Origin of the sequence: Companilactobacillus sp., from assembly GCF_022484265.1 — a bacterium.
Lineage (GTDB): Bacteria > Bacillota > Bacilli > Lactobacillales > Lactobacillaceae > Companilactobacillus.
Genome location: NZ_JAKVLR010000001.1, coordinates 1,156,305 through 1,172,448, shown reverse-complemented (window position 1 = coordinate 1,172,448; position 16,144 = coordinate 1,156,305). Strand labels below are relative to the sequence as shown.

The 16,144-nt window shown below is 39.3% G+C and carries 16 protein-coding genes; 8 read left to right on the top strand and 8 right to left on the bottom strand.

Annotation, left to right across the window (positions count from 1 at the left end):
- Positions 1-10: 10 nt before the first annotated feature.
- Complete coding sequence (locus LKF16_RS05790) at positions 11-1,960, bottom strand: ABC transporter ATP-binding protein/permease (protein WP_291469531.1); 1,950 nt, start codon at positions 1,958-1,960, stop codon at positions 11-13.
- A gap of 55 nt (positions 1,961-2,015) precedes the next feature.
- Positions 2,016-2,768, bottom strand: coding sequence for a tyrosine-protein phosphatase (locus LKF16_RS05785; RefSeq protein ID WP_291469529.1), 753 nt, complete (start codon positions 2,766-2,768; stop codon positions 2,016-2,018).
- Positions 2,769-2,831: 63 nt separating this feature from the next.
- Here LKF16_RS05785 and LKF16_RS05780 point away from each other — a divergent pair, with 63 nt between their 5' ends.
- A complete protein-coding gene (locus LKF16_RS05780; protein WP_291469527.1) occupies positions 2,832-3,611 on the top strand; it encodes a glycosyltransferase family 2 protein in 780 nt (259 codons plus the stop codon).
- 162 nt (positions 3,612-3,773) lie between these two features.
- On the opposite strand, the gene LKF16_RS05775 is transcribed toward LKF16_RS05780, so the two are convergent.
- The 4 genes from LKF16_RS05775 to LKF16_RS05760 are packed head-to-tail and all read right to left on the bottom strand — an operon-like array spanning position 3,774 to position 8,235.
- Entirely contained in the window at positions 3,774-4,754 is a 981-nt protein-coding gene (locus LKF16_RS05775) for an alpha/beta fold hydrolase (RefSeq protein WP_291470363.1), read from the bottom strand.
- A gap of 21 nt (positions 4,755-4,775) precedes the next feature.
- Positions 4,776-6,290 carry a sodium:solute symporter gene (locus tag LKF16_RS05770; protein ID WP_291469525.1) on the bottom strand — a complete coding sequence of 505 codons (1,515 nt, stop codon included), beginning with the start codon at positions 6,288-6,290 and terminating at the stop codon, positions 4,776-4,778.
- The gene (locus tag LKF16_RS05765; RefSeq protein WP_291469524.1) at positions 6,287-7,492 is read right to left on the bottom strand and encodes a cation:proton antiporter; all 1,206 of its coding nucleotides are present in this window, start codon (positions 7,490-7,492) and stop codon (positions 6,287-6,289) included. The genes LKF16_RS05770 and LKF16_RS05765 overlap by 4 nt, the downstream gene beginning before the upstream one ends.
- Positions 7,489-8,235, bottom strand: coding sequence for a sugar phosphate isomerase/epimerase family protein (locus tag LKF16_RS05760; protein WP_291469522.1), 747 nt, complete (start codon positions 8,233-8,235; stop codon positions 7,489-7,491). The genes LKF16_RS05765 and LKF16_RS05760 overlap by 4 nt, the downstream gene beginning before the upstream one ends.
- A 425-nt stretch (positions 8,236-8,660) precedes the next feature.
- Here LKF16_RS05760 and LKF16_RS05755 point away from each other — a divergent pair, with 425 nt between their 5' ends.
- Positions 8,661-9,545 carry an N-acetylneuraminate lyase gene (locus tag LKF16_RS05755; protein WP_291469521.1) on the top strand — a complete coding sequence of 295 codons (885 nt, stop codon included), beginning with the start codon at positions 8,661-8,663 and terminating at the stop codon, positions 9,543-9,545.
- A 1-nt stretch (position 9,546) separates the two neighbouring features.
- Positions 9,547-10,248: an N-acetylmannosamine-6-phosphate 2-epimerase gene (locus tag LKF16_RS05750; protein ID WP_291469518.1), complete on the top strand. Its 702-nt coding sequence runs from the start codon at positions 9,547-9,549 to the stop codon at positions 10,246-10,248.
- A 33-nt stretch (positions 10,249-10,281) separates the two neighbouring features.
- Here LKF16_RS05750 and LKF16_RS05745 read toward each other — a convergent pair whose 3' ends face one another.
- Positions 10,282-11,103 (bottom strand): MurR/RpiR family transcriptional regulator, encoded by an 822-nt coding sequence (locus LKF16_RS05745; protein WP_291469517.1) that lies wholly within the window; start codon positions 11,101-11,103, stop codon positions 10,282-10,284.
- A gap of 89 nt (positions 11,104-11,192) precedes the next feature.
- Here LKF16_RS05745 and LKF16_RS05740 point away from each other — a divergent pair, with 89 nt between their 5' ends.
- Complete coding sequence (locus LKF16_RS05740; protein ID WP_291469516.1) at positions 11,193-12,050, top strand: ROK family protein; 858 nt, start codon at positions 11,193-11,195, stop codon at positions 12,048-12,050.
- A 27-nt stretch (positions 12,051-12,077) separates the two neighbouring features.
- Here the strand turns inward: LKF16_RS05740 and LKF16_RS05735 are convergent, their stop codons facing one another.
- Positions 12,078-12,317, bottom strand: a complete 240-nt coding sequence (locus LKF16_RS05735) for a hypothetical protein (protein ID WP_291469515.1) — start codon at positions 12,315-12,317, stop codon at positions 12,078-12,080.
- 86 nt (positions 12,318-12,403) lie between these two features.
- Between LKF16_RS05735 and LKF16_RS05730 the strand changes: the two genes are divergently transcribed.
- The 4 genes from LKF16_RS05730 (at position 12,404) to LKF16_RS05715 (ending at position 15,678) form a co-directional block, all read left to right on the top strand.
- The gene (locus LKF16_RS05730) at positions 12,404-12,784 is read left to right on the top strand and encodes a YueI family protein (protein ID WP_291469514.1); all 381 of its coding nucleotides are present in this window, start codon (positions 12,404-12,406) and stop codon (positions 12,782-12,784) included.
- Positions 12,785-12,802: 18 nt separating this feature from the next.
- On the top strand, positions 12,803-13,786 hold the full coding sequence (locus LKF16_RS05725; protein ID WP_291469512.1) for a ribose-phosphate diphosphokinase: 984 nt from the start codon (positions 12,803-12,805) through the stop codon (positions 13,784-13,786).
- A 346-nt stretch (positions 13,787-14,132) separates the two neighbouring features.
- Positions 14,133-15,284: a linear amide C-N hydrolase gene (locus tag LKF16_RS05720; protein ID WP_291469510.1), complete on the top strand. Its 1,152-nt coding sequence runs from the start codon at positions 14,133-14,135 to the stop codon at positions 15,282-15,284.
- A 181-nt stretch (positions 15,285-15,465) separates the two neighbouring features.
- Complete coding sequence (locus LKF16_RS05715; RefSeq protein ID WP_291469508.1) at positions 15,466-15,678, top strand: hypothetical protein; 213 nt, start codon at positions 15,466-15,468, stop codon at positions 15,676-15,678.
- Positions 15,679-16,144 lie beyond the last annotated feature (466 nt).

The window sequence follows — 16,144 nt, the reverse complement described above, 5'->3', positions numbered from 1 at the left end:
TTTGCTTAAATTATTCATCTGTTAATGAGTCGCGTGGATCTAGTTTAGCGGCACGTCTTGATGGTGCGAGTGCGGCGACTAAACTGATCAAGATACTTACGACGATTCCAAAAATTGCGTTTCCTGGTGAAATTGCTACGATGGTTGCCTTAAATGCGTTCTGTGCTGCCGAATTTGCCGCCCATTCGACTAGGTATGCAATTATGACGGCAAAGACACCGGAGGATAAACCAATCAAGAATGACTCAGAAATAAACATGTTTCTGATATCTTTCTTTCTAGCACCAATGGCACGTAGGATACCAATTTCTTGGGTACGTTCTGAAACACTGATGTAGAGAACTACGATGATCATGATAGCTGAAACGATCAAGGAAATACCTGCGATTGCAGCTAGAACATCAAAGGCAAGTTTCAAGTAAGTGTTAAGCGAATCGATAATAGCTCCGACACCGGTAATTGTGTAGACAGCTACTTGTTTACCTTTAACAGTATGTTTAAAACTCTTGATCTTGTCTTGGATCTTCTTAACGTTAAGCGTGCTATCAGCCGTCAAAGTAACAAAGTTTGGTTTGATCGAAACGTTGTATTTAGCTGAAGCAGATTTCAAAGTATCAAATGTGATGGCGGTTGAACCAGATTTGATGATACCGGAAATCTTCAATTTTTTCTTAACATTGACAGGTTGCTTGTTACTATCTTGAGAAGGTACGTAGATAGTAATTGTTTTACCAACTAAGTCTTTGTAATGCTTCTTGTTAAGTCTAGTAGCATCAGACTTGAGCAAGATGATCTCATTTTTACCAGGTTTGTGACCGGCAACGATGTCGCCAGATTTTTCAGTGGCATTCCAAGTTTGGAAGTAAGGGACTGAGATATTCTTCTTGCCCATAGTGATCTTAGGTGCTTGAGCAAAGTAAGCTTTTTCAATTTTTTTGACGTGGTCGATCTTAGCAAAACGTTTCATATCGGCATTTGTCATCGTGATGTCAGACGTGTCAGTTGAACTATTTACCTGACTGCTGGCAGCGTTTTTGGTAACTTGGATGGCATTAGGATTAACTTGATCAGACATTTGCTTGTTGATATAGCCAGTAATACCAGAACCAAGACCGAGCATGAAGATAACTGAAAAAATACCAATTGCGGCACCAAGGATAATCAGAATGTTACGACCTTTAGTGTAAAGCATGTGCTCCCAAGCTAGTCGGAAAGTATCTCCAAAGTTCAAGTGAGTGATCTTGCGGTCGCGTCTTGAAGGACGTGCTGGATAGTGATTGCGGATGTTGGTATCTGAGTCGATCACACCATTTGCTAAGTGAACGATTCGTGTTCCGTAGTCAGCAACTGTTTGCGAATGAGTAACAGCGATAACCAGTTTGCCTTCTTCAGCGATTTCGTTCAAGATACGTAAAACTTCCTCGGTGTTTTGCGCATCAAGAGCACCTGTAGGTTCATCGGCAATAATGATATCGGGGTCATTTGCTAAAGCACGGGCGATTGCGACACGCTGCTTTTGACCACCAGATAATTGGTTGGGATGCTTGTCGATATGCTCAGTCAAACCAACTTTTTCAAGTAATGATTTGGCACGTTTTATGCGGTCGTGTCGGTTTAACGTTGACATTTCAAGCGGTACTAAGACGTTTTCCAAAACAGTCAGGTGACTGATCAGATGAAAACTTTGGAAAACAAATCCTACGGTATGGCTACGATAATTGTCGAGTGCCTTATCGGAACCTTTTTTGAGCGATTTCCCATCGACTAAGATATCGCCCTCAAACTGCGAATCTAGTCCACCGATAGTGTTAAGTAAAGTAGTTTTACCACCACCGGACTCACCAAGAATTGATACAAATTCTCCGCGATCAAGGCTTAAGTCGATTCCCTTTAAGACTGGGAATTTCTTTTTGCCTAGGAAAAAGGATTTTTGAACATTTTTAAGCTCAAGAAAACTCATAGACGTCTCCATTCCTAAAAAATTATTTTTGAATATAGTGATTATAAAGGTTTTATTATTCCAAGTAAATGGCACGTAAGGCTTTTAGGTCGTTAGCGTCTACTCCTAAAGCGTTATTTAAATAATTATCAAAATTTCCGTAATAATGTTTTATTGCTTCAAAGACAGACTCGATACTTTGAATGTCGGCCTTGGTCATATTCATATTATTTCGCGTTTGATTGCCATGCTTGTCATTGAGTATTTTGTCGATTGTAGCGTGATCTTCGTACATCAAGTTAGTTAGTAGATAATCCTTAACAATCGTCTCTGTGTCGACTTGAAGGGCCTTTAAAATCAAAATAGCACCGACTCCGGTCCGATCTTTGCCTGCTGCACAGTGAAATAGCACTGATTGGTCTGGCTGGTCGTTTTTTAATAGCAATTGGAACAGCAATGAATACGACTGCTGAGCGTGGGAATCTAGCACCATTGTCTGATAGACCATGCCCAGATATGAATCGTAATTTTGCGGCAAGATATTAGCTAGTTTTTCGCCATTTCCCTTTAGTGGATAGACTGGGTCAGGATAGACTTTGTAAAAATCCGACTCGACGTCAGGCCACATTTTTTGCTCGTTCATCGACCGGAAGTCTACGACGTATTTTAGACCGTAGTCCTTAAGGAAATCTAAAGTAGTCGGGGTAAGGTTGCTGATATCTCCTGAGCGGAGCAGCTTTTTGTATTTAACTTGTTTACCGGTGGTAGTTTTATAGCCACCGAGTTCACGCAGATTGATTGCGCCTTTGAGGTCTAAAATTCGTTTCATGTTTGCTCCCCCCTTGTTGCGCATTTTAGGTCATTCGCGATAAAATGCTATTAAGGTGATTTAATGATAAATATAAAACTGTCAATAATTTTGTCAGCTTACAATGTTGAACAATACATTGCTAAAACAATTGAATCCTTGGCCAACCAAACGGTTAAGGATTTTGAAGTTGTGGCTGTTGACGACCATTCCACAGATAATACCCTACAAATACTAAAAGAATTAGAAGCAAAGTATAGCTTCTTGCGGGTTGTTTGTCATGCTCAAAATGCTGGAGTATCGGCTGCCCGCAATACTGGTATGCAATTGACGTCTAGTCAGTTCATCACATTTGTCGACGGCGATGACTGGGTCGAGCCTAATTACGTTGAATATTTTTTAACCCAATTTGCCGAAAATCCTACTCTGGACTTAGTCAGTTGCGGTTTCTTTATCGATTCCAAGAACGGCAAGAGCAAAGCTCAGACTGAAAAAAAGGGATTGGGTCTAGTCGATCGAGACGACGCCATCAAGCAGATCATCAAGATGAGCGGTTCAGTGATGGGTTACACTTGGAACAAGATGTATCGTCGGTCAATTATCGATGAACACAAGCTCAGTTTTTTAACTGATCTAGCTCTGATGGAAGACCAGGTGTTCAATGTTGAGTATGCCACAGTCGCCAAGGGATTTTATTTAAATGATATTCCGTTGTATCATTATGTTTCTCGAAAAGACAGCATCACCAAGAAATTCGATATGGAAAATACCAAGAACATTGGTATGGCGACGATGAAGGTTTACAAGACGATCCACCAAAATTCTAAAGAGGAACGTGAACAACGTGCAGAAACTAAAGACTAAGCCGCAAGGCTTATTTTTTTGGCTCCAAGTTACATTTTAGCAAAATAACCATTGAAGTAAGCGCTTTATTTGTATTGAGACAATATTTTATTAATAAAATCAAAATAAGACCGACTAATCAGAATATTAGTCGGTCTTATTTGATGTTACACACGTCAGAAATTATTCCATCTGCGTTTTGATCTGGATCTTACTGTCAGTTAACCAATTAAAAATCATGTCGTTAACGTGCACGTGCATTTCCTCATGTCCATATTCAGGTAGGGGATACATTTTTTTGTCGCAGTTTAAACGGTTAAACATCGCAAATTGAGTCGAAGGGAAGCAAACCTGGTCCTCTAGACCAGTAAATAGTTTAACCGGTGACTTGATTCGATGCGCCATGTTTTTAACGTCAATATAAGAAAGTGTGTCTAAGATCTTATCTTCGGTCAAATGAAGCGGATCAGAAAACTTGAAGTAACGGAATAACTCGTCATAGGGCTCGTCCCTGTTGCCGATTTCCAAAACTCGTTTGAAATCAGACAAGAACGGATAGATGACAGCAGTTTTTTTAATTCGAGGATTTAAGGCTGCTGCCACTAACGATAAAGCACCGCCTTGCGAGCCTCCAAACACCGCCAGATTATCGCTGTCGACAAAGTCTTGTTGGGCGATGATCTCGATCAGTGAATAAACATCTAAGTAAACGTCTTTGAAGAAGAGATTGTCTCTTCCGGAAGTTACTCCACGCACGATTTGTCCTTTGACTGTGTTGCCAGTGACTGAGCGTTCGTCAGTCGACTTACCGGATTGTCCACGAACGTCCATCGCTACGATTCCGTATCCTACGGCAGGGTATTGGAGTAAATCGGACCAATCGCTTGATTGTCCCATGTAGCCATGGAAGTTGAAGACAGTCGGAATATTAGTCGAATTTTTTGGGAAAAGGCACTTAGCGTATACGGTTGAATGGTTAGTACCTTGAAATGACAACTCGTAACAGTCGATATTAGTTAGGCCAAAGTTTTGTGGAGTCAAAGTGTAATTAAAGGAGGAGGGAAGTTCAGAAATTTGCTGGTTCCAAAATTCATCGAAATCTGATGGTACTTCCTGACGTCCTAGATAGTTTTTCATTTCAGCTAATGGCATTGGATCTCGCAAGGTAATCGCTTCTTTCAAAAATTATTTAGCAGCTTTAACGTATTTTTCGTTAACTGTTGATGCTGTTAAGCCGACGATATTGTGAGTGTATTTCTTTGGAGCAAAGAAACTGATGATGTATGTGAATACGAATGAAGTGATGAATGAAACTGTAGCAACGATCAATGATGAATCGCTGTTTTGTTGGACGAACACTGTCACAATAACACAAAGAATCAATCCAATCACGGCTCCGAATGTATTTGAACGTTTGGTAAAGATTCCGGCTGCGAAAATTCCAGCAATTGGAACACCAAAGAGTCCAGTAACCGTTAAGAATAAGTCCCAAGTCTTTGAAGCATTACCAATCAATAAGTAGATCGACATGCCAAGCCCAAAGAGTCCAGTAATGATGATGATAATACGAGCTAAAGTAACGTCAGAAACATTTTTAAACTTGTGGTCGAAGAAACGTTGCTTAAAGTCTGTTACGACACAAGATGAAATAGCGTTCAAACTTGAAGCTATAGTTGATTGAGCTGCGGCAAAGATAGCAGCGATAACCAAACCAGCGACACCAGCAGGGATCTCTGTGATAACGAAGTAAGGCACGATAGCACTAGTATTGAATCCATGTGGCAATGAGCCTGTGTTCTTGTAGAAACTGAAGAGAACTGTACCCATTCCGAAGAACAATGGGATTGTGATCAAGGCAAGGATTCCGTTAGTCCAAAGAGATTTGTTAGTTTCTTTTTGAGTAGCAGTTGTTTGGTAACGTTGAACAACATCTTGACTACCAGTGTATTGATAAAGGGTGTTGAAGAATTGTCCGGCAAAGATCAATGGAATGAACTTAGTTAAGTCGCCGACGTTTAAGTCTTGGCTTGATAAGATCTTGTGGTTAGTAACGGCATCGTTGATAACTGTTCCAAAACCACCTTTAATAGAAACAATACCCACGATAACAACTAAGAGAGCTCCACCAAGAAGTAAGATTCCTTGGATAACATCGCTCCAGATAACACCTTCGATACCACCCATGAAGGTATAAATGATACATAGTCCACCGACAACGCAGGCGATTAAAATCGGATTGATGTTAGAGACCGTCGTGATAGCGATGATTGGTAGATAAATAACGATTGCAACACGTCCGATATGGTAGAGGATGAATAGTAAACTACCAATGACACGCATGACAGGACTAAAACGTTCTTCTAGATATTCGTAAGCTGTAGTAACTTTTAATTTTCTAAAAAATGGAACATAGTATTTGATCAATAATGGCACGATCAAAATGATACTAAGTGAACCAACGCCGTAAGCCCAGTCCTTGAGATAGGCTTGTTCTGGCGTTGACATAAATGTAATGGCACTTAAAGTTGTAGCGTAAATACTAAATCCGGCAGCCCAAGCAGGAATGCTGCTTTTGGCTTTAAAGAAAGCATCGGTATTTTTACTAGCTTTTTTCGTAAAGTAAACACCAACGCCAAGCATTGCAAGTAGATAGACGACTAGGACGATCCAATTGACCGTTCCAAAACCAACTTTTGTCATATTTTCACCTCATTAATTGATTGGGAACTAATAGATTTTTTTACTGCAGAATTACTTGTCGATCTTTGAATAAAGAATTTCAAAATTAGTGGAGCAATGATGGTAGTAACTACTGTGACTAAGATCATTGCTGTGTAGTGATTTTGGTCGATCAGTTTAGCGCCTAAGGCTACGTTTGCGACAACTAAAGCCATCTCGCCACGTGAGACCATTCCCGCGCCCACGATATTTGATTCAGACCAATTTAGTCCAAACATCTTTGCACCTAGGGCACCGCCAATTTGTTTTCCTAAGATGGCGATGACGATTAGAGCAATGATAAAGACGATATCGTTTTGGAGTCCTTTGAAAGTAATGTTGAGTCCAATACTGACAAAAAAGACTGGAATGAAGATTGCATAACCGATCGGCTCTATTTTTTGAGCCAAACTCTTTTGGTACTTAGTTTCTGATAAGGCGATCCCGGCAAAATATGCACCTAAGACATCGCTCATACCTAAAGCAACTGCAATGGCAGCAAAACCAAAGCAAAGGATCACGGCACCTGTAGCTTCATTTTCGCTAGTGTTCAATTTAGAGAAGAAGTTCATAAATCGAGGGACAAAGTATCTTCCCAAAACTAGCATCAAGACGAAGAACAATAACTTAGTGGAGATCATCAACCATAATGGCTGATTGCTGCTGGCAGCTGAGCCAAAGAAGGCTACGCAGATACCAAGCAAAATAACGCAGATGATATCGTCAGCTACCGCAGCGCCTAAGATAATTGCACCTTCTTTGGTATTCATCTTGCCCATCTCTTTCAACACTTGAACGGAAATGCTGACAGAAGTGGCACTTAAGACTAAGCCGATAAAGATGGCAGTGGTCCATTTGAAACCAAAGAATAAAGCACATAGCCCAGCAGCCGTGATAGTTGGGAAGATAACTCCCAATATGGCAACCGTTAAGGCTGGTTTCCAAAATTTCATTAGCAAGTGTAGATCGCCTTCAAGTCCGGCGATAAACATCAAGACAATTACGCCGATTTCGGAAAAATATTGAATGAAGGTCGTACCCGTTAAGATATTTAACACGGCCGGTCCAGCGACAACACCGACCAATAATTCACCGATCACGCTGGGAAAATTCAACATGTTTGATAAATGCGCACCAATTTTAGTCAGAATTAAAATGATAACTAATTGAACTAAGTAGCTCATACTTCAACAACACTGTCGTTGATTAGTTCGTTGACTAAATCGATTTGGTTTTGAAGCATGTTATCAGGGATGTCATATTCCAAGAAAATAGGTGTGTCGTCTTTTAATTGTTTTACGATCGTCCGCCAGTCGGTGGCACCATCGTCCAACATAACTGTTTGTTTGCGTTTGATATCTTTTAGATGAAAGACGCTGATGTAGTTTTTAACGTGATTAAAAGCATCAGTTGGCGTTTCAAAGATCCAATACCAATTTCCAGCATCGTAGGTGTAGCCGAGCGGGATGTCGAAGTTTTTCAATTTTGCTAACGACTTTTGAACAACATCGACAATACCGTCATCATTAGGTTGATTTTCAATCGTAACTTTAACGGTGTGTTGATCTAATAATCGTTTTAAATCGACCAGTTGATTTTCCGTGATCTGACTCATATTGCCCAAGCTGATTTTTAAATGATCAATGTGATATTTATCAGCCATTTCTAAATGAGCACTTAAATTTGAATTGATTTCATTAGTATTAAAAAGTTGTTCTGGAACTGAATAAAAGAATTTCCAATCGTTATCTGCACAGAGCAGGTTGATTCGTTTTAATTCTTCATCTTTCGTATCGTCATCGAACATTTCCCCACGAACTTCGATGTTGTCGATTGAAGAACCAGATAATCTCTTTAAACAATCCAGCTGACTTTCTCCAGCTTCAATATTGTGGAGAAACACAGCCGTGTTAATCGATACATTCATTATTTTTTCCACCTCTCAAACAAAAAAACCGTCACCAAAGGATGCGCCAAAAGGCACCTTCGGTAGCGGTTAGAATGATTGGAGTAACTATTACGTTGAACAATATAGCATGTAAAAATTCGAATGTAAACGTTTTCTGATATTTTTTACAAATATTTTGGTTTAATGAAAATAATTAACGGAAGACTTCCTATTATTGTCAGCAAAAAGCTTTCAGACCGGTTTTATTTGACCGTATTTCGAGAATTTAAACTTAAAAAAATATTTTATTGTGACACATTGCACATACATCAGGATGTACAGCTGATAACGATAATAATTATCGTAAAATGGGATTGAAATATTAATTATTGTATTGTACATTAATGGCAGCGGTAGGGGATTGGAAACTATTACAAAATAAAAATCATATATCGAGGTTTAACATGAAAAAATTATATTCTGCATTAATGACTGCATTTAACGAAGACGGAACTATCAATGAAGCTGGGACACGCGAAATGATCCGTTACAACATTGACGTTAATAAAGTTGATGGTTTGTACGTTGGTGGTAGTACTGGTGAAAACTTCTTAATGAGTCCAGAACAAAAACGCGATATTTTCAAAATTGCTATGGATGAAGCAAAAAACGATGTTGATTTAATTGCTCAAGTTGGTTCGCTTGATCTTAACGAATCTAAAGCTTTGGCAAAATATGTAACAGATCTTGGCTATCCTAAGATCTCAGCTGTTACTCCTTTCTACTATAAATACTCATTTGAACAAATCAAAGATTACTACAACGAAATTGTTAAAGACGTTGATAACAAGTTGATCATCTATTCAATTCCAGCTCTAACTGGTGTTGGTTTATCAATCGATCAATTTGCTGAACTATTCGAAAATCCAAAGATCATCGGTATCAAGTATACAAATGCTGACTTCTATCTATTAGAAAGAGTTCGCAATCGTTTCCCAGACAAATTGATCTTGTCAGGATTTGACGAAATGCTCTTGCCAGCCTTAGCACTTAATGTTGATGGTGCAATTGGTTCAACATACAACTTGAATGCACCACGTGTTAGAGCCGAAATGGATGCCTTTGAAGCAGGCGACATCGACACTGCTAGAGAATTGCAAAAAGTAAGTAACGATGCAATCACAGCATTGATTGCTAATGATATTTATCCATCACTCAAACTTGTCTTCAAGGAAATGGGTGTTAACGCCGGAGTTACAAAGGCACCAATGGCAAAACCAACTCCAGAAATGATTGCTGGAGCAAAGAAGATTTATCAAGACTACTTTCAAACTGAAGAAGTGAAATAATATGGAAAACAAATTTTTAGAAACTGTCAAAGGGCACTTGATCGTATCTTGCCAAGCATTGCCAAACGAACCGCTACATAGTTCGTTTATTATGTCGCGCATGGCACGTGCTGCTAAAGAAGCTGGATCAGTTGCTATCAGATGTAATTCAGTCGTGGATATTCAGGCTATCCAAGATGAGACTGGTTTGCCAATCATCGGACTTGATAAAGTTGATTACGATGATTCGCCAGTTTACATCACGCCAACTATTAAGGAGATGCGTGCCGTTGCCAGCACGGGTGCAGAAGTTGTTGCCTGTGACGTGACAGGTCAAAAACGTCCTCATGACGAAAAATTAGCCGACATCGTCGCTCAAATGCGGGAAGAATTTCCTGACACATTATTGATGGCAGACACGGCAACTTTAGAAAATGTTGAAGAAGCTAATGAATTAGGATTCGACATCGTCGGAACAACCATGCACGGCTATACTCCTGATACAACAGGGATGAACGTTGCCGATAACGATTTTGAATACTTGAAACAAGTACTACAAACTTCAAACGTTCCAGTAATCGCTGAAGGTAAAGTCGATACTCCTGAAAAAGCTCGTCGTTGCATTGAATTGGGTTGTCACGCAGTGGTCGTAGGTGGAGCAATCACACGTCCATTGGAGATCGCTTCAAAATTTATCAATACTGTTAATGCAATTAAAGCCTAAAAAAACTCAGGAGATTAAGTTCTCCTGAGTTTTTTAGTTATTATTTCTAAATTTATTGTCCATCACGATCTCGACAGTGTGACTGAGACGTTTGCTGAAGGTATCGTTTTCTAAAAGCAGAGTCGTGATAATATCGAGAACGTAAGTAATGGCAAATTGAGAGTTCACGAAGTGTGTGTTATCGATGAAATCACTGTTCTTAACGAGAACTGGATAATCGCATAATTCAAACAGTCGGCTTTTTTCAACACCTGTGATTCCGATGACCTTTGCACCATTGACTTGGGCTAATGAGGCAGCTTTATTCAAATCAGTCGTGCTTCCAGAAGTCGACAGAGCCAAGATGACGTCGTCTTTATTGATGATTCCACTGGTGATGTACATGATGTGGCTTTCAGTCATTGGATAGGCGGCAATGCCCATTCTGATTAAACGTTGAGCCATTTCTTGAGCGGTGTAGCCGGAACTTCCGATACCGAAGACATAAATTCTCCGACAATTTGAGATAACGTCAACGATTTTTCGCAATTCATCCAGGTCGATTCTTTCAGCGGTGTCTCCAAGGACGTTTTTGTAAAAAGTAAATACTTCATCGGCAATCGATCCTTTACTGATCTCTTTAGATTGGTTAGGTCGATCGCTGGCTAGCTTCAATTTTAATTCGTAAAAGTCATGGCAGTCCATTTTTTTAACAAAGCGGGTGATGGTGGCATTACTGACCTCAACCTTACTAGCTAAGGTCGTGATATTCATTTGCTGAACTTCTTGAGGATTTTGAATGATCTGCAAAGCGACTTTGCGTTCTTGACGTGAAAGCGTTGGTAAATCTTCTTCAATTTTCTTCAAAATGGTCATGATATTGCACTCCTTATACTTCTTTAGCTACAATAATAAATATTATGTTAACAAAATACAATAATAATTACTGAAACGGGGAAATAATTATGTCAAAACAATTCTTAGCCTTTGACATTGGCGGCACCACTATTAAATATGCTTTAGTAGATGAGCAATTAAATCTTTCTCATACCGGAAAAGTTGCCACCGAACAAAACAAGGATGGCCACATTTTAAATGAGCTGTTGGATATTGCAGCTGAATTTCAAGGCAATTACCAAATTGATGCCATCGGAGTCAGTACAGCTGGAATTGTCGGCGCAGACGGGGGAATACTATATGCAGGACCAACTATCCCTGGTTATCAAGGAACCCCGATCCAAGAAAAATTGGCAGAGGAAACTAATTTGCCAGTCTTTGTAGTCAATGATGTTGATGCAGCACTTTTAGGAGAAACCGTCGATGGCGTGGCTAAGAATGTGGAGACAGCTTATTGCGTGGCCTTGGGAACTGGAATCGGTGGAGCTTACTTATTAGATGGAAAATTAGACAGTGGGACTCATTCATACGCTAATTCAATAGGATATATTTTGTATGACCAAGAATCAAAGACTTATTTTGAACAACGTGCCTCAACTTTAGCCTTGGAAGATAGTTTAAAATCCGATGGCATCAGCGTGATCGATGCTTTTGAAAAAGCTAAACAAAATGATGAGCACTATTTAGCTGTTATCGAAAATTGGGCTTATGAAGTCGCTCGAGGATTAGCTGAAGTAGTCTTGCTATTTGATCCCGAAATACTCGTCATTGGTGGAGCGGTGTCGCAACAAGGCGAATTCCTATTAGATATTTTGAGAAAGCAAATGAGTCAATTGATTCCAAAGGGACTTTTCCAAACCGAGTTAAAAATTGCTAAGTTAACAGATAAAGCCCAATTATACGGAGCAATCTCAAAATTTGTATAAAAAAAGAGACCTAACGGTCTCATTTTTTTAGAGTTTCTTCTTAATATGATAAGGAACAACGCTTTTGTCAGTATCTTTTACGTCACTCTTTTCGTCGGAAGCAAAATATACTGCAAAGCTCTTTTTATTTGTCGCATCTTCAGCGATAATTAAGGATGATTCATAAGGATCTTTTGCTTTGTATATTTGAGCGCCACGAACTGCCTCCCCGAAATCACGTGAGTTTGCAATTGCGTCTCCCGGATTGAAAAATACCATTTCATCCATGACCAACACATCCTTTCGTTAATTTAATTATACATTTTATTAGACTTTTCGGGTAGCTATTTAAAAATTTTTGAAAGGGGTGCCATATGAGTAGTGTCGAAGACTACATTAAGAAGAATATCTTTGGGAAACCGCAAGTTAAGCCCGATGAACAAAATAAATTTTTGGGAAATTTTGCTGAACGTGTGGCGATTGCGTTAACGGTAGCTCAAATAAAAAATTTAGATAACGTGAAAACGGTTGAAACCGTAATGAAAAGGTATCCATCATATCATTTATATCTAAATGGTAAAATTGATAGTTATTTAATGGACGAATATCTTAAATTAAGTGTAAAATTGAAGTATAAGTTTACCATCGTTATGTCAGCACCTGTTCGAAATGGTCGTAAGAAAGTTACTGACAGTGATATGGGTTTAGTCATAGCAGATGAAAGTAAGCCAATCAATTCACCTGTAATTCTATAATTTTTTTTGGAGGAAAATATGTCTAATAAGCCATTAGATAAAATTGCTTTACTAGCTTTAAATGGAAACAAGCCAGTTGCAGAACGTATTTCTAAATATATGGGAATCCCATTGCTAGATGCCTCTGTTTCTCACTTTAGCGACGGAGAAATCAATATCCAGATCAACGAAAGTATCCGTGGTAAGGATGTTTATATTATTCATTCTGTTTCAGATCCTGTGAATGATAATTTTATGGAATTAATGATTGCTGTTGATGCTCTTCGAAGAGCCAGCACACATCAAATTACGTGTGTATTGCCATATTTCGCTTATACACGTTCAGATAGAAAGTCACGTGCCAGAGAACCTATTTCAGCTAAGCTTTTTGCTAATATGTTGGAAATGGGTAAGGTTGACCGTGTTATTGCACTAGATATGCATGCTGAACAAATTCAAGGATTCTTTGATATCCCTGTTGATCACTTGCGTGCAATGCCAATTTTTGCCAGTTACTTCCGTGACACTATTTCGGAACCAGCTGATGACGTTGTTTTCGTTGCTCCTGATCACAACTCAACTAAGCGTGCTAGAGCCTTAGCTGAAGTATTTGGTTCACAAATTGCTATTGTTGATCAACGTTCAACTGAAGTTGATGATGTTGTTCCTAATATCATCGGTGAGGTCGACGGTAAGGTTTGCGTTATTGTTGATGACTTGATCGATACTGGTACTAGAATGATCAACAGTGCTCACGCACTTAAGGTTGCTGGTGCAACTCGTGTTATTGGTGCAGCTACTCATCCAATCTTCTCAGAACGTGCAACTGAAAGATTGCAAAATTCTGATCTTGAAGAGATTGTTGTTACAGATTCGATCGTGGTACCTGAAGAATGCAAATTTGACAAGTTAACGATCTTGTCAGTGACAGGATTAGTCGGCGATGCTATTGAAATGATCGAAAGCGACGAATCAATCGGTTCATTGTTTGAAGTCAGAGATGAATATACAAAATTAAGCTAATTATTAGCGTGAAGCTAAGGGGATTGTCCCTTGGCTTTTTTTGTGTCCAAAATTTGAAGAAAATAATTTAATTGTTGAAAAAATGAAATTCTGAGTTTGATTCACTTTTTTAAAATAAATATTCAAAAAATAGAGTAGTTCTGATGTGAAAAATTAGTGTTTATTTAATCATAATAAAAAAATTCAAATGTAATGCAACCGATTGAAACGGGCTTTCTTCGGGTTTTATATTGATTTGGTAATTTTGTGAAATTAAAAATTAGATAAAATTTAATTTACATTTAATAATATCAACGGTAATATGTAACACATAAACTAATAAGGGATTAGCAAAGGGGGTTAATTTATGAAGAAGAATAAGTCTAGTTTTTGGGGAACTCTTATTTTTTCAACCGCATTGTTGCTCAGTCCCGGTATATCTGGGATAGCTCAAGCTGAAACTGCTAATGCAGCGACAGCTAGCAATGCCGCCACGATTGCTAATACGCAGTCCGGTATTTTTTCGCAGTATGGAGAAGAGATCAATTCTTTAAACAGTATCAAGAATGTCTCTAGCGACTCCAACGCTCCATTTTTCACCATGGATTACACAGCTGACTATAAGCTGGATAAATTCATGCAACAAGGTGCTGCAAATACCACGCAACTGATTTCATTTGTTGGCAGTTACATCACTGGTTTTCCAAATATCGGTCGGACCTTAAAATTGAACATACCGGCATTTGGATGCAGCACCTTCTCGGCAGCTACGCCTGATGGGCAACAGCTTTTTGGACGTAACTTTGACGAAAACTCTGATTCACCGGCGATGTTGGTCAGAACTCATCCAACTAACGGGTATGCTTCAATTTCCATGGTCGATCTAGGATTTTTGAAGTATACCAACCAGGACTTGCCGACAAACAAGTTAAATAGCCTAAAGACGTTGGCAGTACCATACACTCCTCTTGATGGTATGAACGAAAAGGGCTTAACGATGGCAGTTCTACAGTTGGACGGTTCACCAACAAATCAAACTGATAGTTCAAAAAACGATATCACGACAACTAGTGCTATCAGAATGGTCCTTGATAAAGCCGATTCTGTTGATTCAGCGCTTGCATTGTTGAACCAATACAACATGCATGATCCTAGCATGGGAGAATTCCATTACCAGATCTCCGATGCTAGCGGTAAATCTGTCGTTGTTGAATACATCAACAACAAGATGAGCGTGGTTGACACTAATCACGCAACCAACTTTATGGTTTCACCTTCCGTATTTGGGACTGGGCACGGTCAAGATCGCTACGAAACCCTATCGAACGAACTTACTAAATCTAATGACACCTTGACCGACGTACAGGCAATGAACTTACTTCACGAAGTTGCCCAATACGGAAAAGCTTCAACCAAGTCATGGACTCGCTGGTCCATGATCTACAACAAGTCCAATGGTACCGTCAACGCGGTCATTGGCAGAGACTACGACACACAACGCACATATAGTATCAATTAAGACAATTAATTTCGTAATTCCTCCCAAGAATAAAAAATTCCATCGATACTTGATACTAGTGTCAGTCTTTTTAAATAGGATAGACGTCTCCATCCAACGTCTATCCTTTTTGTTTGCTTATAATTGAGAAAGTGACCATAATAAGTTTGGGAGTTCTAAATGCCCGCGGGGAGGCATTATTATGAGGTATCAACATAGATATGTATCATTTGTCGCAGCGATTGTGGTTTTGTTGATTGCGACTATGATCTTAATTTTTAGTAGAAATATGCGTGAAGCTTTTATCTCGGGTGCGGCTACTATTGCGGTGGCCTTGATTTATTTGTATTTCAAGATTACTGATTTGTTGGCTGAGCATCATAAGAAGGCTCGGAAGCTGCATTTGGATAAGTAAAAAGACGATTTCTTGGATGATTGGGAAGTCGTCTTTTTTGATGTTGACTGATTTGTTTGTGGTATGCGGGCCGGCTCCGGACGGAAATCGATTGCCTTTCGTCTGGAACGTAGGGGAGACACTTTGAGCTATTTTCACAAACCGAAAACATCTCAAAGCTGCCTCTTTTCGTAAGCTGGCGTCGTCGCCGGCTAACGAAAATGTCCCTACTGAGCCGGGCATCGATTTCCGTCCTCCGCCTAATCTTGTTCGAGTCAAAATCTCTATATATTATTGAATGAGGGTATGATGGCGGTGTTTTCTCAAAAATTTAGTTTATGTCTATCGACATTTATTCTCTTCTAATTTGCCGGTCAAACTCGCTTCGCTTGTTTGCCCTCATTGCCTGATTTACCTTTTTGGATTGGTCGCTTCTATCTTTATAGTGGAAACACGAAAAAGCACCCTGAGGCAGGGGATATTCGCT

Excerpts from the sequence above, each read along its gene's own strand:
- LKF16_RS05765 (WP_291469524.1), bottom strand. The coding sequence starts at position 7,492 with ATGAGCTACTTAGTTCAATTAGTTATCATTTTAATTCTGACTAAAATT.
- LKF16_RS05715 (WP_291469508.1), top strand. The coding sequence starts at position 15,466 with ATGAGGTATCAACATAGATATGTATCATTTGTCGCAGCGATTGTGGTT.
- LKF16_RS05735 (WP_291469515.1), bottom strand. The coding sequence starts at position 12,317 with ATGGATGAAATGGTATTTTTCAATCCGGGAGACGCAATTGCAAACTCA.
- LKF16_RS05780 (WP_291469527.1), top strand. The coding sequence starts at position 2,832 with ATGATAAATATAAAACTGTCAATAATTTTGTCAGCTTACAATGTTGAA.
- LKF16_RS05725 (WP_291469512.1), top strand. The coding sequence starts at position 12,803 with ATGTCTAATAAGCCATTAGATAAAATTGCTTTACTAGCTTTAAATGGA.
- LKF16_RS05755 (WP_291469521.1), top strand. The coding sequence starts at position 8,661 with ATGAAAAAATTATATTCTGCATTAATGACTGCATTTAACGAAGACGGA.
- LKF16_RS05760 (WP_291469522.1), bottom strand. The coding sequence starts at position 8,235 with ATGAATGTATCGATTAACACGGCTGTGTTTCTCCACAATATTGAAGCT.
- LKF16_RS05785 (WP_291469529.1), bottom strand. The coding sequence starts at position 2,768 with ATGAAACGAATTTTAGACCTCAAAGGCGCAATCAATCTGCGTGAACTC.
- LKF16_RS05750 (WP_291469518.1), top strand. The coding sequence starts at position 9,547 with ATGGAAAACAAATTTTTAGAAACTGTCAAAGGGCACTTGATCGTATCT.
- LKF16_RS05730 (WP_291469514.1), top strand. The coding sequence starts at position 12,404 with ATGAGTAGTGTCGAAGACTACATTAAGAAGAATATCTTTGGGAAACCG.
- LKF16_RS05770 (WP_291469525.1), bottom strand. The coding sequence starts at position 6,290 with ATGACAAAAGTTGGTTTTGGAACGGTCAATTGGATCGTCCTAGTCGTC.
- LKF16_RS05790 (WP_291469531.1), bottom strand. The coding sequence starts at position 1,960 with ATGAGTTTTCTTGAGCTTAAAAATGTTCAAAAATCCTTTTTCCTAGGC.
- LKF16_RS05745 (WP_291469517.1), bottom strand. The coding sequence starts at position 11,103 with ATGACCATTTTGAAGAAAATTGAAGAAGATTTACCAACGCTTTCACGT.
- LKF16_RS05740 (WP_291469516.1), top strand. The coding sequence starts at position 11,193 with ATGTCAAAACAATTCTTAGCCTTTGACATTGGCGGCACCACTATTAAA.
- LKF16_RS05720 (WP_291469510.1), top strand. The coding sequence starts at position 14,133 with ATGAAGAAGAATAAGTCTAGTTTTTGGGGAACTCTTATTTTTTCAACC.